The organism is Kaistia dalseonensis (genome assembly GCF_030814715.1).
GTDB lineage: Bacteria > Pseudomonadota > Alphaproteobacteria > Rhizobiales > Kaistiaceae > Kaistia > Kaistia dalseonensis.
Window position 1 is genome coordinate 74,246 of sequence record NZ_JAUSVO010000004.1, and the last position, 22,726, is coordinate 96,971.

Annotated in this window: 14 protein-coding genes and 1 riboswitch; of the genes, 1 reads left to right on the forward strand and 13 read right to left on the reverse strand. The window is 66.4% G+C overall.

Features of this window, described 5'->3' with window-relative positions; all coding sequences use genetic code 11:
• Window positions 1-2: 2 nt before the first annotated feature.
• The 10 genes from QO014_RS14250 to QO014_RS14295 form a co-directional block, all read right to left on the reverse strand.
• Entirely contained in the window at window positions 3-725 is a 723-nt protein-coding gene (locus tag QO014_RS14250) for a Bax inhibitor-1/YccA family protein (protein WP_266349393.1), read from the reverse strand.
• Window positions 726-766: 41 nt separating this feature from the next.
• The gene (locus tag QO014_RS14255) at window positions 767-1,540 is read right to left on the reverse strand and encodes an anti-sigma factor family protein (RefSeq protein WP_266349394.1); all 774 of its coding nucleotides are present in this window, start codon (window positions 1,538-1,540) and stop codon (window positions 767-769) included.
• Window positions 1,524-2,087 (reverse strand): sigma-70 family RNA polymerase sigma factor, encoded by a 564-nt coding sequence (locus tag QO014_RS14260; protein WP_266349395.1) that lies wholly within the window; start codon window positions 2,085-2,087, stop codon window positions 1,524-1,526. The genes QO014_RS14255 and QO014_RS14260 overlap by 17 nt, the downstream gene beginning before the upstream one ends.
• A 186-nt stretch (window positions 2,088-2,273) precedes the next feature.
• Complete coding sequence (atzF, locus tag QO014_RS14265; RefSeq protein ID WP_266349396.1) at window positions 2,274-4,103, reverse strand: allophanate hydrolase; 1,830 nt, start codon at window positions 4,101-4,103, stop codon at window positions 2,274-2,276.
• A gap of 2 nt (window positions 4,104-4,105) precedes the next feature.
• Complete coding sequence (gene uca, locus QO014_RS14270) at window positions 4,106-7,753, reverse strand: urea carboxylase (RefSeq protein WP_266349397.1); 3,648 nt, start codon at window positions 7,751-7,753, stop codon at window positions 4,106-4,108.
• A gap of 4 nt (window positions 7,754-7,757) precedes the next feature.
• Window positions 7,758-8,426 (reverse strand): urea amidolyase associated protein UAAP2, encoded by a 669-nt coding sequence (locus QO014_RS14275; RefSeq protein ID WP_266349398.1) that lies wholly within the window; start codon window positions 8,424-8,426, stop codon window positions 7,758-7,760.
• Window positions 8,427-8,436: 10 nt separating this feature from the next.
• Window positions 8,437-9,261 (reverse strand): urea amidolyase associated protein UAAP1, encoded by an 825-nt coding sequence (locus QO014_RS14280; RefSeq protein ID WP_266349399.1) that lies wholly within the window; start codon window positions 9,259-9,261, stop codon window positions 8,437-8,439.
• The gene (locus QO014_RS14285) at window positions 9,258-10,094 is read right to left on the reverse strand and encodes an ABC transporter ATP-binding protein (RefSeq protein ID WP_266349400.1); all 837 of its coding nucleotides are present in this window, start codon (window positions 10,092-10,094) and stop codon (window positions 9,258-9,260) included. Before QO014_RS14285 ends, QO014_RS14280 begins: the two co-directional genes overlap by 4 nt.
• On the reverse strand, window positions 10,091-10,912 hold the full coding sequence (locus QO014_RS14290) for an ABC transporter permease (RefSeq protein WP_266349401.1): 822 nt from the start codon (window positions 10,910-10,912) through the stop codon (window positions 10,091-10,093). The genes QO014_RS14285 and QO014_RS14290 overlap by 4 nt, the downstream gene beginning before the upstream one ends.
• Window positions 10,913-11,885: 973 nt before the next feature.
• The gene (locus QO014_RS14295) at window positions 11,886-12,959 is read right to left on the reverse strand and encodes a putative urea ABC transporter substrate-binding protein (RefSeq protein WP_266349402.1); all 1,074 of its coding nucleotides are present in this window, start codon (window positions 12,957-12,959) and stop codon (window positions 11,886-11,888) included.
• A 76-nt stretch (window positions 12,960-13,035) separates the two neighbouring features.
• Window positions 13,036-13,143, reverse strand: a riboswitch (guanidine-I (ykkC/yxkD leader).
• A 159-nt stretch (window positions 13,144-13,302) separates the two neighbouring features.
• Between QO014_RS14295 and QO014_RS14300 the strand changes: the two genes are divergently transcribed.
• Window positions 13,303-13,833, forward strand: a complete 531-nt coding sequence (locus QO014_RS14300) for an MgtC/SapB family protein (RefSeq protein WP_266349403.1) — start codon at window positions 13,303-13,305, stop codon at window positions 13,831-13,833.
• On the opposite strand, the gene QO014_RS14305 is transcribed toward QO014_RS14300, so the two are convergent.
• The 3 genes from QO014_RS14305 to QO014_RS14315 form a co-directional block, all read right to left on the reverse strand.
• Entirely contained in the window at window positions 13,805-14,452 is a 648-nt protein-coding gene (locus QO014_RS14305; RefSeq protein ID WP_266349404.1) for a DUF1345 domain-containing protein, read from the reverse strand. The genes QO014_RS14300 and QO014_RS14305 overlap by 29 nt on opposite strands.
• A gap of 23 nt (window positions 14,453-14,475) precedes the next feature.
• Window positions 14,476-16,515 carry a penicillin-binding protein 1C gene (pbpC, locus tag QO014_RS14310; protein ID WP_503128678.1) on the reverse strand — a complete coding sequence of 680 codons (2,040 nt, stop codon included), beginning with the start codon at window positions 16,513-16,515 and terminating at the stop codon, window positions 14,476-14,478.
• A gap of 582 nt (window positions 16,516-17,097) precedes the next feature.
• On the reverse strand, window positions 17,098-22,608 hold the full coding sequence (locus tag QO014_RS14315; RefSeq protein WP_266349406.1) for an alpha-2-macroglobulin family protein: 5,511 nt from the start codon (window positions 22,606-22,608) through the stop codon (window positions 17,098-17,100).
• Window positions 22,609-22,726: the final 118 nt, after the last annotated feature.

Consider the following 22,726-nt stretch of genomic DNA (forward strand, 5'->3'; position numbering starts at 1 on the left):
CGTTACTCGCGATCGCCCGTCAGGTTGAGCAGGAGTTGGAAGATGTTGACGAAGTTCAGATAGAGCGAGAGCGCGCCGAAGACGGCCAGCTTCTGCTGCGATTCCCCGTCGAAATTCTCGGAATACTGCTCCTTGATCGACTGGGTATCCCAGGCGGTCAGGCCGACGAAGACGGCGACGCCGATGATCGAGATCGCGAATTGCAGCGCGGTCGAACCGAGGAAGATGTTCACGATCGACGCGATGATGACGCCGATCAGGCCCATGACCAGGAACGAGCCGAACTGCGACAGGTCACGCTTGGTCGTGTAGCCGTAGAGGCTGGTCGCGCCGAACATGGCGGCCGTGATGAAGAAGGTCCGCGCGATGCTCGTTCCCGTGAAGACGAGGAAGACCGAGGCGAGCGAGAGGCCCATCACGGCGCAGAAGGCCCAGAACATCATCTGCGCGCCCGGTCCCGACATGGCGTGGATGCGGAACGAGAAGAAGAAGACGAAGGCCAGCGGCGCCAGCATCACGACCCATTTGAGCGGGCTCGAGAAGATCGGCACATAGAGCGCCGGCGTCGTGCCGACGACGAAGGCGACGATGCCCGTCACCAGCAGGCCGAGGGCCATGTAGTTGTAGACGCGCAGCATGTGCTGGCGCAGGCCGAGGTCGAAGGCGGCTCGGTCGACCCCGCGGGCGCCGCTCTGCCAGTTGAAGCCGGTATTGGGTGTATTCATGGTCCTGCTCCCGGAATGACGTTGATGCGAAGTAACGAGGTTCAGTAGAGGCTTCTCGCCATGCGGTTCGCCGCACGTTCGATGTCACGCGTCTCGGCCTTGGCCACCAGCGCATAGGCGACGTCGCCGATCTGCCAATAGGCGGCGGAAGCGTCATCGCGTGGCATGACGGTTACGGGCACGACGTCGAAGGCGCCGGGCCGCACGGCAAAGAGCGAAAGCGGGCCGAGATCGCCCGCGTCGACGGCGATTTCCACGCTTGGGCCGAATTGCGACGGGAAGATCTGTACGTCGCGCACATGCCAGTCCTTGGGCAGGGCCGGCATGACGATGGCGGTCGAGGCGCGGATCTCGTTCGGATCGAAATCGGTCGTCTCGTGCTGCGAGTGCATGCCGGCGCGCACCAGGCTCGTGCGGTGCGCCATGACGGCGTCGTCGAGATAGGCCGGCGGCAAAGACGAGGCGACGACCGGTCCTATTCCGAGCGGGCCGATTTCGGCATGCGCCAGCCAGCCCGCGGCAACGAGCGCCGCAACGGCTGCGACCCTGCGGAAACGTCCCATCAGGCGATCGCGCGAAAGTCCGCGCTCCAGGCGTCGCGCCGCATCCATCGTCTTGGCGGGGGGGTGGGGCGGCATGTCGGCCATGGTGAGCCGCAACTCGTCACGCGCTCGCAGATCAGCCATCACGCGACTGGCGAGATTGGCGTGGCGTGACAGGTGAGCTTCGACCTCGATACGCCGCGACACGCCGAGCTGATCGTCGACATAAGCGTTGAGATCGGCATCGGTGATGGGATCAATCGGTCGTGTCATCCGAGCCTCCCACGATCTTGAGGTGATGAATGCGTGTCGGATCGGGCCGCTCGATCAGGACCGGGCCGTCCTCGATGGCGCGCAGCGTCGCGCGGGCCCGGCCGAGCCGCGACATCAGCGTGCCGATCGGAATGGCGAGCGTGGTCGCGGCCTCGGCATAGGAGAGCCCTTCGATCGCGACGAGGTGCAGCGCCGCCCGCTGTTCTTCCGGCAGCGCCAGGAAAGTCTGCCGCACCTGGGCCAGGCGTACCGCATGGTCCTGCGGCGGCGCCTCCGAATGGGGGGCCAGATTGCCGGCATGCCCGATGCGAAGCTGCTCTGAACGGCGGGCGCGGATGCGGTCGACGAAGATATTGTGCAGGATCGAGAGCAGCCAGGCGCGCAGGTTGCGCTCCGGGCGAAAGCTCTCGCGCTTCTCATAGGCGCGGACGAGCGCCTCCTGGACGAGGTCTTCGGCGTCGGTCTCGTCGCGCGTCAGGGAGCGCGCATAGCGGCGAAGCGGTGCGAGCTGTCCGACGATATCGAAGCGATGTCTGTCTGTGGTCATGTCCCGTATACGGAGCCACCGGGCTCTTTCATCCCATATGGTGATGATTTTTCGTATCGGGCGGTCCATGTGGGCTGCAGTGGCACACATGGGTGGAGAATGCAGGCCCTCTATCGAGCCCGGCAATGACCGTTTCGGCTGGACGGTCCCGAGGTCGGGACCGTCTCTCGCGCAGGACGAGCGGGCTCAGCCTGCCTGCAGTGCGGGGGCTTGAGCCTTCAGTTCGGCGATATAGGCGCGCCAGCCGCCAAGGTCGGTGATCTCGCGCGCGCCCTCGATGGCATAGGGCTCGCAGAGAAATCCCGTTACGACCGAGCCGTCGTCCAGCGTCACCTTGCCGACGCCGAGCGGGGCCGGGATATTGTTGACGAATTCGCCGAAGGCCGCTGGTGTCAGGGCCCAGATCTCGACCTCGAGGCCCTTGCCGCCGAAACCGGGCGCATGGATCAGGCCGGGCTTGGGCGGTGTCGTGTTCGGCAGCGCATAGAGCCGATAGTCGCCAGAGGTGCGGCAGCTTTTGATAAAGGTGCCGCGCGGCGTGGTCAGCTGGCCGTTGAGGGGCATGCCGGACAGATGCGCGCCGACGACGGCGATCGGGATCAGCCCCTCCGTCGGCACGGCGAGCGCGCTCGCTGCTGGCAGCGCTGCGTCGGTATCGCGGCCCATGCCCCAGCTCTCGGCGCGATGGAGCCGGTCGGCCAGCGCAGCGAGAGCGGAATCCACGAAGGCGGGTCCGATCAGCGTCACGCCGCCGGGGATTCCATCGGCGCGGAAGCCAGCGGGAATCGCGATCGCGCTGCAATCGAGCAGGTTCACGAAATTGGTGTAGCGACCAAGATTGGAATTGAGCGTGATCGGATCGGCTTGCATCGCCTCGACCGTGTAGGTCGTGGGGGCTGTCGGGAGCAGCAGAACGTCCATCTTCGCCCATTCCGCATCGGTGCGCTGGCGATAGGCTTCGAGCGCGTAGTCGCCGCGGAAGGCGTCGACGGCCGTCTTGCCGTTGGCACCCTGCACGATGGTGCGAACGGTCGGGTCCATCGCATCAGCATGTTCGCCGACGAAATCCTCGATCGCGGCCAGGCGCTCGGCGACCCATGGGCCGCCATAGAGCAGCAGCGCGCATTCACGGAAGGGCGCATAGTCGATCGGCACCGCCGTGCCGCCCAGGGCTTCGAGCCGGGCGATTGCGGCGTCGTAGAGCGCCTCGACTTCGGTGTCGCCATAGAACTCCCGCTCGGCTCCGGCGAGGACGCCGAAGCGCAGGCCCCGGGTCGGCAGGGGCTTCGCCTTCATCGACCGCGAATAGACGTCGGCCGCGTCATAGCCCTCGGCGACGCGGCGCACGAGATCGGCATCGCCCGCCGTGCCGGCCAGGACTGTAATGCAGTCGAGGCTGCGGCAGGCCGGCACCATGCCGGTCGAGGAGAGCAGTCCGCGCGATGGCTTGACGCCGACGAGGTTGTTGAAGGCGGCCGGGATGCGGCCCGATCCGGCCGTATCCGTGCCGAGCGCGAACGAGACCTGACCAGAACCCACGACCACGGCCGAGCCGGAGGATGAACCGCCGGAGATATAGCGCGCGTCGAAAACCGAGCGCGGCGCGCCATAGGGCGAGCGCGTGCCGTTCAAACCGGTCGCGAACTGGTCGAGATTGGTCTTGCCGACGAGGATCGCGCCGGCGGCCTTGAGCCGCGCCACGACGAAGGCGTCGGCTTCAGGCTGGTAGCCGAAGGCGGGGCAGGCGGCCGTTGTCTCGACGCCGGCGCAATCGATATTGTCCTTGACGGCGAAGGGAATGCCCCAGAGCGGCTGGTCGGCACGCGCCGCTCCGGCCGCGACCAGCGCGGCGGCGGCCTTGCGCAACTCGGAATCGGCGAGTTCGGTGATCCAGGCGGCCTTGTCCGGCCAGGCGGCGCGTCGCTCGATCACCGCCTCGATGACGTCGATCGGCGTGAAGCGGCCCGAGCGATAGCCGTCGGCCAGGGTCGCGATATCGAGAATGGTCGGCAGCATGTTCAAGCTCCTTCAAGCAATGCGACGACATCGCCGGCGCGGACCGTTCGGCCCGGCTGGCAGCGCAGGCCCGTGATGCGGCCGGCGATCGGCGTCGTGATTTCCATTTCCATCTTCATGGATTCGACGATGACAACCGGCTGGCCGGCTTCAACCTCAGAACCCTCTTCGACGAGGATCTTCCACACATTCCCTGTCATATGCGCCGAAATCGCGCTCATGCCGGGCGGAATTGCCTCGCCATCCCCCGCCGGTGGTCCGCCATCGTCACTGACGAAGCTGTCGAGGCCGCGGGCCTTCCAATCGGCACGCTCCGCCTCGAACGCCGCCTGTCGTTTCGATTGAAAGGCGGTGATCTCGTCATCGTTCTCGGCCAGGAACTTGGCATATTCGGCATAGGAGAAGGTCGTTTCCTCGATCCTGACCGGATAGCGGCCATGCGGAAAAGCCTCGCGGGCCTCGATCAGTTCCGCCTCGCTGACCGGGAAGAACTTGACCCGGTCGAAGAAGCGCAGCAGCCAGGGATGGCCGGGCGTGAACTCGCTGGTCGTTCGCCAGGAGTTCCACATCTGGATCGTGCGGCCGAAGAGCTGGTAGCCGCCAGGACCCTCCATCCCATAGATGCAGAGATAGGCCCCGCCGATCCCGACCGCATTTTCCGGCGTCCATGTGCGGGCCGGATTATACTTGGTCGTGACGAGGCGGTGGCGCGGATCAACCGGCGTCGCGACCGGCGCGCCGAGATAGACGTCGCCGAGGCCGAGCACCAGATAGTCCGCCTCGAAGACCGTGCGATAGACGTCGTCGATCGAGGAAAGCCCGTTGATGCGACGGATGAACTCGATATTGGACGGACACCAGGGCGCATCGGGCCTGACCAGTTCCTGATATTTCCGCATGGCGAGCTGGACCGACGGATCGTTCCAGGACAGCGGCAGATGCACGATGCGCGAGGGCACCGTGACCTCTTCCGCCGCCGGCAGACCAGCCTCGATCTCGGTCAGCGCGTCGAGCAGTGTGCCGGCGGCGAGCACCGTGCTGTCGAAATGCACCTGCAGCGAACGGATACCGGGCGTCAGCTCGATGATCCCCGGAAGCTTGGCCTGTTCGACAGCATTCGCCAGCAGATGAACCCGCAGCCGTAGCGCGATATCGAGCATCATCGGCCCATATTCGACGAGCAGATTGTCGGTCCCCGCACGCCGATAGACGACCGGCACCGGGCCGTTCTCCAGTCTTCGCAGGATCGGGCTCGATCTCTTCTCCCTTTCCCCGAAGGGGGGAGGGCCGGGGAGGGGGCGAGCCTGCACGTTCTCACCGATAGCGTCCAATACCGAGCGAGCTGCCCCCTCTCCAACTCTCCCCCCTTCGGGGAGAGAGGGCGCACCGAGCGTGTCGACGGCGCTGGCCGCCTCCGCATCAACGAACCTTACTCCGTCGCCGGGCTTCAACTGCCCCATCTTCCAGAGGTCGTCCCGCGTGATCACCACCGGGCAGACGAACCCGCCGAGGCTCGGTCCGTCGGGGCCGAGGATGATCGGCATGTCGCCCGTGAAATCGATCGAGCCGATCGCATAGGCGTTGTCGTGGATGTTGGAGGGGTGCAGCCCCGCTTCGCCGCCATCCGCACGGGCCCAGCGCGGCTGCGGCCCGATCAGGCGCACGCCGGTGCGCGCGCTGTTGAAATGCACCTCGTAGCGTGACGCAAACAGATCATCGATATCGGCGGGCATGAAGAAATCCGGCGCGCCATGCGGACCATAAAGAACCCGAACGGTCCATTCGCGCGTCAGTTCCGGCCGTTCCTCCGGCGACGCCATGCGGGGCTCGGCCACCGCCTTGTCGTCGATCTTGAGCACATCGCCGGCGCGTAGCGTTCCGGTGGCGTGGCCGCCGAACTTGCCGAGATTGAAGGTCGCGCGCGAGCCGAGGAAGAGTGGCGCGTCGATCCCGCCGCGGATCGCGAGATAGCTGCGCTGGCCGGGACCGTCGATCGGTCCGAGCGCCAGCACCTGCCCGGCTTTGACGGACACCGGCTCGAAGAAGGGCACGGCCGCGCCGTCCAGTTTCGCCGTCATCGCCGCCCCGGCCAGCGCGACCAGCGCGTCGCGGTGGAATTTCAGCGTCGGTCCGACCACCGTGCATTCGAGCGCTGCGGCGCCCTCTTCATTGCCGACGATCCGATTGGCGAGGCGGTGCGAGCGATCGTCCATCGGGCCGGATGGCGGAATGCCGACATTCCAGAGCCCGAGCCGGCCGGGCCAGTCCTGTACGCTGGTCTGGGCGCCAGGCGAAAGCACTTCGATCGCGCGCGGCGTGAAGGCGAAGCTCTTCAACACGCTTGTCGAGACCGCGCTGCTCGTGAACGCGTCGGATGCCGTGACCGCGCGCAGATAATCCAGATTGGTCTCGATGCCGTAGAGCGCCGTCTGGGCGAGCGCCGCCTGCAGCCGGGTGAGCGCATCGGCGCGGTCGGCGCCGTGCACGATCAGCTTGGCGAGCATCGGGTCGTAATAGGGCGTCACCTCGCTGCCGGTCTCGATCCAGCCATCGACGCGCACGCCTTCCGGAAAGCTCACCTCCGTGAGCAGCCCGGTCGAAGGCCGGAAATCGGCCTGCGGATTTTCCGCATAGATGCGGACCTCCATCGCAGCGCCCTTCGGCACCAGCGTGGCCTGTTCGGGAAGGATGAACGCCCCGGCTGCCTGTCGGATCATCCATTCGACGAGGTCGACGCCGAACACGGCCTCTGTCACCGGATGCTCGACCTGAAGTCGCGTATTCACCTCGAGGAAATAGAAGTCCTCGCGGGCGACGTCATAGATGAACTCGACCGTGCTCGCGGATTCATAGGAAACCGCCTTGCCGAGCGCGATCGCGGCAGCATGAAGACGCTGGCGCAGCCCATCGGAAAGCCCCGGCGCCGGGGTCTCCTCGACGACCTTCTGGTTGCGTCGCTGCAGCGAGCAGTCACGCTCACCGAGCGCCACGACATGGCCCCTTCCATCGCCGAAGATCTGCACCTCGACATGGCGCGCCTCGGCGACGAAGCGCTCGAGATAGACGCGGGCATCGCCAAAGCTTGCGCCGGCCATGCGCTGTACGGCCTCGAACTTCGCGCGCAGCTCGGCCGCGTCATGGCAGAGCTGCATGCCGATGCCGCCACCGCCGGCCGTGCTCTTCAGCATGACCGGATAGCCTACCGTTTCGGCTGCGGCGACTGCCTCGTCGGCCGTGGCGATCAGGTCGCTCCCCGGCAGCAGCGGTACACCGCAGCGCCTGGCGATTTCGCGCGCGGTGTGCTTCAGCCCGAAATCGCGCAGCTGTTCCGGCCGCGGCCCGATGAAGGTGATGCCATGCGCGGCGAGGCGTTCGGCAAAGGCGGCGTTCTCCGACAGGAAGCCGTAGCCCGGATGTACGGCCTCGGCTCCCGTCGCAAGACAGGCCGCGATGATGGCCTCGACATCGAGATAGCTCTCCTTCACCGGCGCGGGGCCGATGGCGACCGCCTCATCGGCATCGAGCACCGGCCGCGTGAAGCGATCGGCCTCGGAAAAGACGGCGACAGACTGGATATTGAGCCGGCGCAAAGTTCGTATGATACGTCCGGCGATTTCGCCCCGGTTGGCGATCAGAACCTTCCTGAACATGGCGTCACGCAGTCGCCGGATCGAAGATCATCACGCGGATCGGCGTCGGATTGAAGCCGTTGCAGGGATTATTGACCTGCGGGCAGTTCGAGATCGCGCAGATCACGTCCATGGTCGCGAGAATGTCGACATAGTCGCCGGGCCGGGAGACGCCGTCGACGATGGCGAGCTTGCCATCGGGCTCGATCGGCACGTTCATGAAGAAGTTGATGTTCGGCACGATGTCGCGCTTGGTCATGCCGTGCTCGGCCATTGCGATGATGAAATTCTCGCGGCAGGCATGCATGTATCGCGTGTGATGGCCGAAGCGGACCGTGTTCGCCTCGCAGGAACAGGCGCCGGCGGAGGTGTCGTGCCGGCCCGCCGTATCGGCGACCACGACCGCCATGACATTGCCGATGTTCGACATCAGCCGCGTGCCGGTCGAGACATAGGGCGCACCCTGTTCGAAGATCGTATCCTGTGCGCTGTAGCGCTCGCTGGTGTCGGCGGCCGCATAGAACAGCGTGTCGACGGCCTGCTGGCCTTCGAGATCGACGATGCGGAGGATCTGGCCCTTCTCGACGATGCCGGTCCAGGGCTTGTTGGCGGGAACCACGAAATCATAGACGGCCCTGGCGGGATCGAGCGCGACCGGGGCGGCGAAGAAGGAGGATGCGTCGGGCTGGTTCATGGCGTCCTCCTTAAGCGCGCAGATAGGTGGCGTTGTTGTCGAAGCCGCGCGCGGACTCGGCCGTCGCGGTCCGCGCCAGATCGTCGGCCGCCGGCTCCGGCAGGGCGAAAATGATTGCGGCCACGGGCCCGGGATCGAAGACGCTGTCGGGCGCCAGCGGATGCGGGCAGTTCGAGACTGCGACGATCAGGTCCAGTTCTGCGCGCAGATCGACGAAATCGCCCGGCTGGACGATGCCGTCGCACCAGGCGAGCTTCCCCTCGTTATCCACGATGACCGGGGCGAAGAAGGTGATCACCGGCGCGATGTCGCGCCGGCCGAGGCCATGCTTGCCGGCGGCGAGCAGCATGTTTTCCCGCGTCGAGCGCAGCGCGCCATCGCCATATTTGCGGGCATTGGAAGCAGGGGTCGAGCCACCGACGATCGTGTCATGCGCGCCGGTCGTATCCTCGACGATCGAGAACAATACGCGGCCCATGTCGGAGAACAGCACGCGGCCTTTCCGGAGCTCGGATGTCCACTGCACCTTGACCGTATCGGCGCTGTTGTAGCGCTCGCTGGTGTCGTTTGCGTTCCAGGCAAAGAGCGAGACGCCGGGCGTGCCAGAGATGTTCAGGAGCCGCAGGCCCTCGCCGCGCTTCACCTTGGCAGTCCAGTACCAGCCGCCGGGAATCTCCTCGCGGTGGAGGATATCCCCTTCCGCGATCGGCGCGCCGTCGCGCGGCGTCGGTGGCGGCAGCACCTTTGGGGCCGCGGCGTCGCCGGCGGCTTTCAGTTCCTCATAGCGCTTCCGATTGGCTTCAATCAGCGCGGCCTTGTCCAGATGCGCGGTCATAGCGCGGCTCCTTCAATGGCCGGGTCGTCCCGGAGTGATCCCGATGGTGCCGGGTCGTCCCGGCCGGGCATGAGCTTCTTCTTCTGTGGCCTGGGTTCGCCGGCGATGCGTTTCGGCCAGACCTCGAAATCGCGCGTGATCGTCGCGCCGTAGCGCCCGCCATCGGAGGGCTCGTTGCGCCGCCGCTCGAAGGCGATGACGCGCGTGCCGAGCGAGAACGCCTCCGAGAGGTCGTGCGTCACCATCACCACGGTGAGCGGCCGCTCGTGCCAGAGCTTGCGCATCAGCGTGTGGATCTCGGCGCGAATGCCGGGATCGAGCGCGCCGAACGGTTCGTCGAGCAGCAACACCTTGGGCTTGGCGATCAGCGCCTGCGCGAGTGCGAGGCGCTGCTGCATGCCGCCGGAAAGCTGGGCGGGATATTTATTCTCCGCCTCGCCGAGCCCGACGGCGGCGAGCAGTTCGCGCGCCTCGTCCTCCGCCGCGCGGCGCTTGGCGCCGAAGAGCCGGCCCAGGATCGGCGCGTCCTTGAACTCGAGCCCGAGCACGACGTTGCCGAGCACGGTCAGGTGCGGAAATACCGAATAGCGCTGGAAGACGACGCCGCGATCGGCGCCCGGCTCGGCCGGCAGTGGCGCGCCGCCAATGGTGATCGCGCCGCGCGTCGGCGCCTCTTCCGAGAGCAACATGCGCAGGAAGGTCGTCTTGCCGCAGCCCGAGGGACCGACGAGGGCGACGAAGGCGCGCGGCGCGATCTCGAGGCTGATCTGCTCAAGCACGACCTTGTCGTCATATTCCTTCCAGACATCCTTGACCGAGATGACCGCGCTCATGTCGAAGCCCTCGCACCGGCGAACCACGGGAAGGCGCGGGTCTGGATGATGAGAAGAATGCGGTCCATCAGGAAGGCGAGGATCGTGATCCAGGCGACGTAGGGCAGGATCACATCCATGGCGAGATAGCGCCGCACGAGGAAGATGCGGTAGCCGAGGCCGGATTCCGAGGCGATCGCTTCGGCCGCGATCAGGAAAAGCCAGGCCGGGCCGATCTGCAGGCGGAGTGAATCGATGAGGCGCGGCAGCGATTGCGGCAGCACCACGCGGATGATGATCTGCCAGGTCGAGGCGCCGAGCGTCTGGGCCTTGATCAATTGCTGCACCGGCATGTCGCCGACCCTGAGCGCCATGTCGCGGATCAGGCAGGGCGCGACGCCGATGACGATCAGCGCGATCTTCGAGGTCTCGCCGAGGCCGAGCGTGATGAAGAGGATCGGCAACAGAGCCAGTGGCGGCACCATGGAGATCACGGCGACGAAGGCGCCGAGCCCGGCACGGAAATAGGGCAGCAGGCCGATGACGATGCCGAAGACGAGCCCGATCGCGACCGAGATCGCCAGCGCCGCGCCGAGGCGTGTCAGGCTCGCGGCCGTATCGACCCAGAGCAGGATGTCGCCCGTGCGCTGGTCCGGCGTCAGCGCCATCCGGTCGATCGCGGCTGCGAAGGATGAGAAGGCCGGCAGCAGCTTGTCGGACGGATTCTCGGCGAGCCGCACGCCCGAGCCGATCAGATAGGCGACCAGCACGAGCGCAAACGGCACGATCGCGAGAAACCGCGCCGCGCCAAGGCTGGGCCGGCGGTTGATCAGGCGCATGAGCGGGCCTCCGTCTGCCGAGACACGGCGCCACCCCATTCCCTCTCCCCGAAGGGGGGAGGGTCAGGGAGGGGGCTCGTCGTTTCCGCGCTGAAATCGTCGCCGAGCACGCTCCATGCCCAGCACAGAACCTCCTCTCCAGCTCTCCCCTCTGTGGGGAGAGAGGGCAGGACGGAGCCTGTCACGAGGGATGGATGGTTTCCCCCAGCGCCTGGAAAGGCTCCGCCCCATTCCCTCTCCCCGAAGGGGGGAGGGTTAGGGAGGGGGCTCGTCGTTTCCGCGCTGAAATCGTCGCCGAACACGCTCCATGTCAGGCCCAGATCCCCCTCTCCAGCTCTCCCCCCTGCGGGGAGAGAGGGTAGGACGGAGCCCGTCACGAAGGATGGACGGTTTGCCCCAGCGCCTGCAAAAGCTCCACCCCATTCCCTCTCCCCGAAGGGGGGAGGGTCAGGGAGGGGGCTCGCAGGCTCCGTCGCGAAATCGTCGCCGGACACGCTCCATGTCCGGCCCAGACCCCCCTCTCCAGCTCTCCCCCCTGCGGGGAGAGAGGGCAGGGCGGAGCCTGTCGCGAGGGATGGACGGTTTCCCCCAGCGCCTGGAAAGGCGCCACCCCATTCCCTCTCCCCGAAGGGGGGAGGGTTAGGGAGGGGGCTCGCAGGCTCCGTCGCGAAATCGTCGCCGGACACGCTCTTTGTCCGGCACAGAACCCCCTCTCCAGCTCTCCCCCCTGCGGGGAGAGAGGGCAGGGCGGAGCCGGTCACGAAGGATGGATGGTTTGCCCCAGCGCCTGGAAAAGCTCCACCCCATTCCCTCTCCCCGAAGGGGGGAGGGTTAGGGAGGGGGCTCGCAGGCTCCGTCGCGAAATCGTCGCCGAACACGCTCCATGTCCGGCGCGGCGCCCCCTCTCCAGCTCTCCTCCCTGCGGGGAGAGAGGGCAGGGCGGAGCCTGTCGCGAGGGGCGGGCCCATCGGGATCACAGCTTTCCGGCGGCCGCGTCGGCCATGAAGGCATCAGTGAAGCGGAACTTCACATTGCCCGTATCGCCGAGAACCTTGCCATCGGCGAGTTCGATGCCGACGACGTCGGCCGAGGCGGCGCCATTGCCGAGCAAGCCGTGCTCGAACAGGAAGCCGCGGACATGGTCCATGGTCGCGCCGATCTCGGGGCTCTTGGCGAAGGCCGCCGCCTCGTCGGGCTTGAAGAACATCTTCGTCGCCTTGAGCTGCGCCTCATAGCCGGCGAGATCGGTGCCCGAGGCCTTGCCCATCGCCTCGCGGGCGGCTTTGCCCTCGGGCGTATCCGACGCCATGATCGCCATGGTCTCATACCAGGCGCCGGCCAGAGCCTTGCCGAAAGCGGGATTGTCCTTGAGCGTTCCGGTGTTGACGGCGGTCAGGTCGATGATCTTGCCGGGGATCTGCGAGGAGTTGAACACCTCATGCGCCGCCGGCGTCTTCATGATCTCGGCGACGAGCGGGTTCCAGGTCACGACCGCCGTCACATCCGGCGTCGCCCAGGCGGCGACCATGTCGGCGTCGGAGGTGGAGACGACCGTCAGGTCCTTCTCGGTCAGCCCGATCGTCGAAAGCGCGCGGGCGAGCAGATAGTGCGAAACCGAGAACTCGACCAGATTGACCTTCTGGCCCTTGATGTCGGCAAGCGCGGTCTTGTCCTTCAAGATCACGGCGTCATTGCCGTTGGAGAAATCGCCGACGATCACGGCGGTCGTGTCGACGCCGCCGGCCGCGGGAATCGAAAGCGCATCCATATTGGTGAGCGTGACGGCGTCGAAGCCGCCGGCCGTGTATTGGTTGATCGATTCGACATAGTCGTTGATCTGCACGACATCGATCTTGATGCCGTATTTGTCGGCCCATTTCTTGACGATGCCCTGGTCCGCCGCCCATTGCCACGGCATCCAGCCGACATAGATCGACCAGGCGAGCTTGAATTCAGTCTTGGGTGCTGCCTGTGCCGAGGCTCCCATCAGGGAGACGGCCAGGAGGCCGGCTGCGAGGCCACCCTTCAGAACGTTCGAAATTTTCATTGCCAACTCCGCTCACGGTTCCGACGAAACCTGGAATTGGCACAGACCTTCCCGTCGCCAATTCCTGGCCACTGAGGTCTCCCGGGATTTTATCCCGCCGTGCCCCATGCGGATTTCTCCCGCACAGGCGGCAGCTCTCGGACCAGCCGTCGCCCTGCGACGCGGAACCCTAGCCACCAACTCAATGACAATCTAAAAGCAGAAAGCGTGCCAAGCCGAACTGTATGCAATTTGGCCGAGCGCGATCGGAGCGACGGGTGTTTCTGCCCAGAAACTGGGCGAAGTCGCGCCTTGATCGGTGGCAGGCTTGTCGCGCACGGTGTCTGCGAAGGAGCGATGCGTGATGCAGGGTGATCTATGGGAGGTCGTTCTCCGGCTCGGGCTGGCGACGCTCTGCGGCCTGCTGATCGGGATCAACCGGGACGCCAAGGAGAAGACGGCCGGCATGCGCACGCTGGCGCTCGTCGCGCTCGGCGCCTCGCTCGTTACGCTCGCGGCGATCACTTTCCCTGATTTCATCGGCCATCCCGATGCCATGAGCCGTGCGCTGCAAGGCGTCGTCCAGGGCGTCCTCGCCGGTATCGGTTTCATTGGCGCCGGCGCGATCCTGCGCAAGGGGCGCCATGAGGAGGTGGTTCACGGGGTCACGACGGCCGCGACCGTCTGGATGGCGGCGACGCTCGGCATTGTCTGCGGCCTCGCCGACTGGTCGCTGGTGGGCGTCGCGCTCGTCTTCGTCTTCATCATCCTGATCATCGCGAAGCCAATCGAGCGCTGGATCCTTCTGCGCTTCGGCATCGCCGAGAAGACGGATGTGACGGCGGCTGCGGCCGCCAGCGTGCCGCCTAATGAACCAGGCTTGCCCCCACATTGACGGCAAGCGCCAGCAGGACCGTGTTGAAGACGAACGACGCGATCGAGTGGAACAGCACCACGACACGGAAATCCGTGTTCTTGATCCCGACATCGGAGGTCTGGAACGTCGCGCCGATGACGAAGGAAAAATAGAAGAAGTCCCAGATGACCGGCTCCGGGCTTTCGGGGAAATCGAGCCCCGCGGCATCCGTCGCCTTCCCGTCCGTGCCGGCCGGCGCATAGTAGAGGCGGGCATAGTGGAACGCGAAGAGCGAGTTGAGCACCAGCCAGCCGAGCGGAATGCTCGCCAGCGCGGTCAGGAGATGCGAGAGCGGCCGGCCATCGCCGCTGTTCAGGATCGAGAACATCGAGCCGAACGAGAAGATGATCGCCGCGATCGTCAGCCCGACGATCAGCACGATGCCCTCATCCTCGACCTTGGCGCGGGCACGCAGAGTGGTGACGTCGGCCTTCGCGGCCTTCTGCAGCATGCTCAGGAAGAAGGTGATGAAGAAGACGTCGCCGGCTGCGATGAAGGCGATCTCGGGATCGAACAGGCGGAAGACGAAGATGGAGAGGATAGCGATCGCTGCGGCGCCGTAGAAGCGCACATGCTGTCGCCAATGGCGTGCGAGCATCGGTTTGGTCTTCCTGCTGCGGCCTATTCGACGAAAACGGTCACCCTGTCGGAGCGCCCGGCCGAATCGACGACGGAGAGCGTAACAAATCCCGGCCCATCCGGCGCCCAACTCTCCGAGCGTTGAAACGGCGTCCGCGCGATAGGGGTTCCATTGGCAAACCAGGTGAAGGGTGGCTTGCCATTGCGGATCTTGATCATGAGCGGCATCGGGTCGCCGTCGCGAATGCCGAGATCGACCTGGACGCCATCCGGTGGAAAGGCGATTTCCGGCGTGTCGGGCGCCTTGTTGGCCATCACCTCCGGCCCACGGAAGCGTTTCAGCGGCTCCGGCAGGTCGCCATTGGCCGCAATCAGCGCGCCGCGCGGGGCAGGGCGCAGCGGCGCGCGGTCCCCGCCCAGGCGGTCGAATGCCTCGAACAGCACCGGAGCGGCCGTGCCGATGCCGGAAAGGCCGGGAACCGGCGCCCCATCCGCGCGGCCGACCCAGACGCCGATGACCGTCCGGCCGTCAAAGCCGATCGACCAGGCGTCACGATAGCCATAGGACGTGCCGGTCTTGTAGGCGATCCGGCCCGATGCGCCGATGACGGGCGGCGGAACGTCGGCTAGGATGTTGGCGACATACCAGGCCGCGACCGGCTCGAGCACGGGCGCGCTCTCGATGGCCGGCGCGGGCGCGCCAGTGCCGTCATGCAGAGCGACCGGCCGGCCGCCGCGCGCGATGGCGGCGTAGACCGAGACGAGGTCCTTGAGCGATATGCCGACGCCGCCGAGGCCGATGGCGAGGCCCGGCGCCGAGAGATCCGGCAGTTTCGGGCTTGCCGCCGCGCGCTTCAGCCGCGCCACGAGGCGGGCGGGCCCGACCGCGTCGAGCACCTTCACCGCCGGCACGTTCAGCGATTCGGTGAGTGCGTCGTGGATCGTCACCGTGCCGCGATAGAAGCCGTCGAAATTCACGGGCGCATAGCCGCCGAACGCGCTCGGCCGGTCCTCGATCAGGCTCTGCGGATGGGCGATGCCCTGCTCGAAGGCGAGGCCATAGATCAGCGGCTTCAGCGTCGAGCCGGGCGAGCGGATCGCGGTCGTCATGTCGACGAAGCCGTTCCGGCTGTCGTCCATGAAGCCGGCCGAACCGACCGAGGCGAGGATATTGCCGGTGACGTGGTCGGCGACGACGATCGCGACGGACGCCTTCGGGCCGACGGTGGCGGCGCGATCGGAGGCGAGTTCTTCGAGCGTCTGCTGCAGCCGCGCGTCCAGCGTGAGCTTGACGATGGCATCGTTCGGATGCGCCTTGCGGGCGAGATCGCCCAAATGGGCGGCGAGCATCGGGAATGGCTTTCGCGCCGTCGGGACGCGCTCGGTCTTGGCGGCTGAGGCGGCGTCGGCATCGATGACGCCGGCCGTGACCAGCCTGTCGAGCACGCGGTCGCGTGCTGCCTTTGCGGCCTTGGGGTCGCGATCGGGACGGCGTGCCTCCGGTGCCTGCGGCAGGGCGACGAGCAAGGCGGATTCGGCGATGGTCAGCCGGCGCGGCTCCTTGCCGAAATAGGCTAGGCTCGCGGCGCGGATGCCTTCGAGATTGCCGCCATAGGGCGCGAGCGCGAGATAGAGCGAGAGGATCTGCTCCTTGTCGAGCCGGTCCTCCAGCGTCAGCGCGTGGACGATCTGGCGCAATTTGCTTTCGGCCGCGCGGGTCGAGCCGCCCTGCACGAGGCGGGCGACCTGCATGGTCAGCGTCGACCCGCCCGAGACGACATGGCCGGTCTCGGCGATCTGGCCGGCGGCGCGGATGAGCGCCTGCCAGTCGACGCCGTGATGGGTGGCGAAATTCTTGTCCTCATAGCCCTTCAGCATGGCGATGAAGGTCGGATCGACCTCGCCGAGCGTCACGGGCAGGCGCCAGCGCCCATCGGCGATGGTGTAGGGCCGCAGCAGCGTATCGGAGCGATCGACGATGATTGCGGACGTCGGCACGGTCCTGGGGTCTGTTACCGGCGGCAGGCCGGCGCGGATATCATGCACCGCTCCGCCGAGCCAGGCGGTCGAGAAGAAGGCCATCGTCGCCAGCGTCAGGCCGGCAACGGCAAACGCCTTCTTCACCCTCTCCCCGAGGCGGGGAAGGTCGGGGAGGGCGCGCAGATCCTCGCCGATCGCGTTCGATACCGCGTTAGGCACCCCCTCTCCAACTCTCCCCCCTTCGGGGAGAGAGGGCTCGCTGCGGCCTTCATCGGCATGGGCGCGAAAACTCGATCCTGTTCCTTCCCCCTTGTGGGGGAGGCTAGGAGGGGGGAGCGCTGGGGCAGGGCTCGGCGCACCCGGAGAGGCCGACGCGGCGCTATCCGGAGAGGTCCGGAAACCATCCCCCTCTCCAGCTCTCCCCCCTTCGGGGAGAGAGGGCTCGCTGCGGCCTTCATCGGCATGGGCGCGATCACTCGATCCTGTCCCTCCCCCCTTGTGGGGGAGGCTAGGAGGGGGGAGCGCTGGGGCAAGGCTCGGAGCACCCGGAGAGGCCGACGCGGCGCTATCCGGAGAGGTCCGGAAACCATCCCCCTCTCCAGCTCTCCCCCCTTCGGGGAGAGAGGGCTGGCCTTCGTTTGTCATGGGCGTCGTGCCCCAACCAGCACGTTCAGTTTCCCGCCCTCACTTCGTCGTCGTCGGGCCGACGATTTCGACGGCGCTCGTATCCGTATGCGCCTGGCGGTCGGGGTCATACATGTCCTCGACCGTCGCGGCGGGATGGATGAACGTGCCCGGCGAGACGGCGCGGACGCCATAGGCGACCGAGAACTCGACGGGATCGCTCGATGAGCGCGTCAGCGCGGCGACGAAGCGGTCGGTCCGCGCCTCGGTGTGATCGATGTTCTGCTCCACTTTGAGCCATTCATAGGTCGAGGTGTCGCCCGAGCGCGAGATGTTCGGGTTCTCGATCTCGAAGCCGGCCGGCAGCGGATCGACGACCATGATGCGGCCGAAGCGCGCCTCGTTCGCCGTAACTTTCAGCACCACGACAAGGCGGTCGTTCTGCGCCACTGTGGCGGGATCGGCCTCGGTGCCGTCGGTGTTGAAATAGCTCCGCGTAATGGTGAAGCCATCGCCGCCCGCAGGTTCGGGATCGAGCGGGATGCCGGTCAGCGTCAGCGCGGCATCGAGCGGCACGTCGCCGGTGTTCTCGACCACCAGCGGACGGCTATCGACATCGCTGCCGAGCAGCTTCCTGTAGAGCGGCACATCGGCCTTGTTGCCGTCGACGTCGAGCGAGGCCTGCCGCAGATCGTTCATCAGCGAGGCGGCCGCCATCAGCATCCAGCCCTGCTCCTGGGTGGAGAGATAGCGTCGCGTATCGCGCATCTGGACGATCGTATCGACCAGCGCCTCGCGGTCGGTCGCTTTGTCCCCGGTCTCGGCGACGAGCGTCAGCACGGCGGCCTGGTCGCGGAGATAGGAGCCGTAATCCTGCCGATAGGCGGGAAGCTGGCCATAGCTCGTCCGGACATTTTCAACTGCGAGCTTGAACACGTCGGCCGCCCGGGCCTTGTCGCCATAAAGCGCGAGGCCGGCGCCGATCTGGGCCTGGGCGAGCGGGGTGGCGAAATTGCCGAGCTTCGTTTCCGCGTAGTAGCGCAGGTCTCCGATCGCCGCCTTGCCGTTGCGCGCAAGCACGTAGAGCGCATAGGCGATCGCCTCGCCGCCCTTGTCGAAATCCTGGGCGTAGCCGATGCGGTTGGCCAGATTGTCGATCGCATTGTTGAAGGCGACATCCGGCACGACATAGCCGACCGCCTTCGCCCGGGTCAGGAAATCCGACACATAGGCGTCGAGCCAGAGATCGTCATAGCCCGGGCCCCAGAGGCCGAACGAGCCCGAGGAGGACTGGTTGTCGAGCACCTTGCCGATCGCATCCTGGATCCGCTTGCGGATCTCGCTGTCCTGGGCAATGCCGATCGTGGCGGCGACCTGGTTCAGATAGAGCAGCGGCATCGCCTTGGAGGTGATCTGCTCGGTGCAGCCATAGGGATAGCGGTCGAGCGAGGCGAGGATCGCGACGATGTCGAGCTTGGCCGAACCGCCGACAGCGAGCGCAGCGCTCGTCGTCAGCGGCTTGAACTCGGAGAAGGCGCCGGCATCGATGGTGAGCTTCTTGCCGGGCGCAAGCGAGATCAGCGAGCGTCGTGACACCGGCTGGCCGGCGGGCCGGATGCCCAGCATGTAGTCGCGGGCGAAGGTCTGCCCGTCGGGGCTCTTGAGGCTGACGGTGATCATGTGATCGCCGATATCCTCGGCCGTCATCGGCAGCGCCAGCGTCGCGCGACCCAGCTTCTCGAGCCGCACGGGCATGTCGGCGGCGCCGGGATCCATGGTAACGCCGGGTGCGTCGACGGCGAGGCGATAATCACCCGCTTCACCCTCGACATTGTTGATCTCGACGAGCACGCGGCTCTGGTCGCCAGGCGTCATGAAGCGCGGCAGGCTCGCCATGACGACGACGGGATCGCGAACGATCACAGTCTTTTCGGCATGCCCGAGGCCTTCCTTCGACCAGGCGATCGCCATGACGCGGACCGAGCCGTTGAAATCGGGCAGGTCGAAGGTGACGTTGGCCTTGCCATCGGCGTCGACCTTCACCACGCCGGAGAAATAGGCGATCAGCTTTTCCGTCGGTGGCGGGGCCTTGAGGCCCGACGCGCCGCCATCGCCGCCCGAGCGCAGCCGGCCCGGAACGCCCTGCATGCGGTCGATCAACTGCCCGTAAAGGTCGCGGATCTCCATGCCGAGGCGGCGCTGGCTGAAATACCAGCCATCCGGATCGGGGGTCTTGAAGCCGGTCAGGTTCAATATGCCGACATCGACCGCCGCGACGGTGACATAGGCGTCCTCGCCCGGCGCCAGATTGGCGAGCGTAACGGGGATGGAGAGCGGTCCGCGCGGGCGGATCTGCTCTTCGGTGCCGAGTTCCACCTGCAGCCGGCGGTTCCCTGGATCGACGGGCACCCAGGCGAGGCCGAGCGCGCGCGAGGGCATGCGCTTCGCCGCGACATCCATCGGGCGGAACAAGGTCGCCGTCACATAGGCGCCGGGACCCCATTTATCGGTGACGGCGAGGTCGACCGTGGTGCCGTCTGCGGGCACGTCGACCGTCTTCATGTCGATGACGCGGTCGTCGATGACCATGATCTGCGCGATGCCGGCAAAGCGCGGGTCGAGCCGGAGCTTCGCTGTGTCGCCTATCTTGTAGTTCTTCTGGTCGAGCGAGACCGTCAGCATGTCCGGCGTCTCGGAGGTGGCCGAGGCATCGACATACCAACCCGCATCGAAGGCGACCGAGGAGGAGGTCGGCGTGTCGCCGGGCAGCGAGACGGTCAGCCGATAGCGGCCCCAATCCACCTTCGCCTCGACCGGCACGGCGGCGTCGGCCAAGAGATCGACCGTGCCGTTCGCAATGCGCGTCGCCGTCGTGATCGCCTCATATTTCCAGGCGCCATCGCGGCGATACCATTGATAATTCGTCTCCAGCCGCTCGATCGACCAGGTGGCGCCGGGGGCTGCAATGCGCTCGCCATCCTCGCCGATCGCGATCAGGTCGAACCGCGCCATGCCGCCTTCCGGCACGCTACCATCGTCGAAATTGGTCTTGATGCCGATATGCGTGCCGCCGGAACTGGCCGGCAGCTTCAGCCGGCGCTCGACGGCGCGGCCATTGGTGTCGGTGACGCGCACGACGATCTCGGCGTCGAAGAGCTTGGTCGTCGCGGGAAGCTCGGGCACGGTTGCGTCGAATGCGGCGACGCCGTCCTCGTCGGTGACGGCGCTGGCGCCGAGCGAATCGCGGACCGTCTCCACGGGATCGTCGGAGAGGCCGAAGCTGTAGCCCGGATAGGCGGCCGCCTCGCTGGTCGGCGTCGCGATGATCTCACCATCGACGCCGAGGCCGATCGCATTGGCGCCATAGAGATATTTCGCGGTGAGTTCGATCGGGAAGGTCTGGCCCGACACGAGCCGTTCGGCGGTGGTCTTGAGCTCGAAGGCGATCCGCTCGGGCTCGAAATCGTCGACCAGTGCGGAGATTTCCGTGAGCTGGTCGCCATCGGGATCGGCATAGAGCTGGAAGCGCCAGGCGCCGCGCTGCGCGCCGTCCGGGATCTTCACGTCATAGGCATAGCCGCCGGCGCCCTGATCCTCGATCTTGGTGCGCAGGAATTCGACGCCATCCGGCCGGTCGACGATGAGCGTCAAGGGAAGGCCGGTGACGGCCTTCGCCTGCGCATCGCGCAGCAGCGCCGTCAGGTGGACTGTCTCGCCGGGGCGGTAGATGCCACGCTCGCTGGTCAGGAAGGTGTCGAGCGCGCCCGGGGCCGGGCGGCCGTCGACGCCGCGATCGGTCAGGTCGAAGGCGGTCTTCTTCAGATCGAGGAAGGCATAGTCGCCCTGGTCGGTCTGGGTGACGAGAAGCTGGGGCGCCATGCCGCCGGTGCCACGCGCGAGGCCGGGTTCGAAATGGACATAGCCTTCGGCATTCGTCGTCGCCTCGCCGAGAATCTCGTCATTGGTCGCGACGAGCTTCACCTTCACGCCTGATACGGCCCGGGCCGTGTTCAGCGAGCGGATCACGGCATGGATGCCGTCATGGCCGGTGAGCGCGGAGAGGCCGAGATCGGACACGATGAACCATTGCGTGGCGAGATCGCCATATTCCTGCTCGCCATTCTTCTTGGCGCGGGCGGTGATCACATAGACGCCGGGCTCGACATTCTTGAGCGCGTCGCCGATCGGGATCGCCGTCGTGACGGTCTCGTTCGGCTTGTTGACCGGCACCTCGATCGCACCCGTCCAGATCGACTGGCCAGACTGGCTCGCGATCTGGCTCGCCGAATAGCTGTCGAGCTGGCGCAGGAAATTGCCGTCGCGGACGGCAACCGCCAGCGAGCGGTCGCCAATCCGGTAGACCTCGGCCTCGATCAGGGCCGTATTGATGGAATCGACCGGGATCGACGCGCCCTGGCCAGCCGGCAGGACATAGGCGTTGCCGCCGAAGCCGACCCAGGGTTCGCGGTCGCGGACATAGCTCGTCACCGAAGCCGCCTGCGCGAGCTTCTCGCCCGAGGCGGAGGGCAGGCCGGCGCGCACGCGCAACGTATAACGCTGGCCGTGCTTCAGCCCATCGACGCAGATCTGGTTGTCCTTGGGCTCTATGGCGAGCCCGGTGCCGCCCTCGACGACGACGAAATCGGAGAGCGTGGGATCGGAAACCGGCAGGTTTTCCGAAAAGACGAGGCACATGCGGGGCGATTCGGAGTCCGCGTCGACCGTGTTCGACTGGATGCGGAAGCCGTGCTCGGCCACGACCTTGTCATAGGCCGCACGAATGCGGGCATCCTCGCGGAATTCGAGGCTGAGGCGGTAGGTCTTGATCGCCTCGGGCCACATTTCGCGGCGCACGAGGCTGTCGCCGAGCACGTTGAGGCTGGCGGCCTGGTCGCTCTTTCCGTCGGAGCGGAGATAGGCGTTGATCGCGGCTGCCGTGGCGCCGGTCTGGGCGCGCTGGCGCGGCTCATAATCCTGCGGGTTCTGGCGCAGGAAGGCGAGCGCGAATTCGCGCCAGACGGCCGGGTCCTCCGCGGCGATGCCGAGCATGGCGCCGAAGGCCTGCGTCGCCTCCAGCGCATTGCCGTTCTTGCGAGCGAGCAGCGCCGCCTGGTGGATCGCCTCATAGCCCATGCCGTTGGAGGGATAGTCCTTGGCGAGGCCACCGAACTGTCGCTTGGCCTCGTCGAAGGCGCCGGGGCCCAGGAACTGCAATTCGTCGGTGCGCGTCTCGGCGATGGTCGGATCGGTCTGCCGGAGCGTGACGACGCGGCCGGCGATCGCGCCCGGCGCGACGGCCATGGCGCCGAAATCGCTCTTCAGGAAGCACCAGCGCGCCTTGATGTTGTAGGTGAAGGCGTTGCAGGCGCTGTTCGTCTGGCAGGCTTGGGCACAGGCTTGCTGGCCGACATCCTTGAGCGTCTCCGCGTCGAAGCCGGGATAATCGCCGCCGGGCGTGATGATGACCCGCCGGGCTGATTGATCCGCCGCCTGGGCCGGCGCCGCGAGGGCGCCGACAGACAGCATCAGGCCCAGGGCGAGCCCGCCAATTCCGCGCATCCAGCCGTTCATGATCATCTCCCGTGACGTTCTCGCCACCCTTGATCCAAGGCGCGCAGTTTAGGCGTCGGCGAGAGGGAGGTAAAGCGGCCGGGAAGCTCGCAGTGATACAGCTAAGTATCTTATGCCA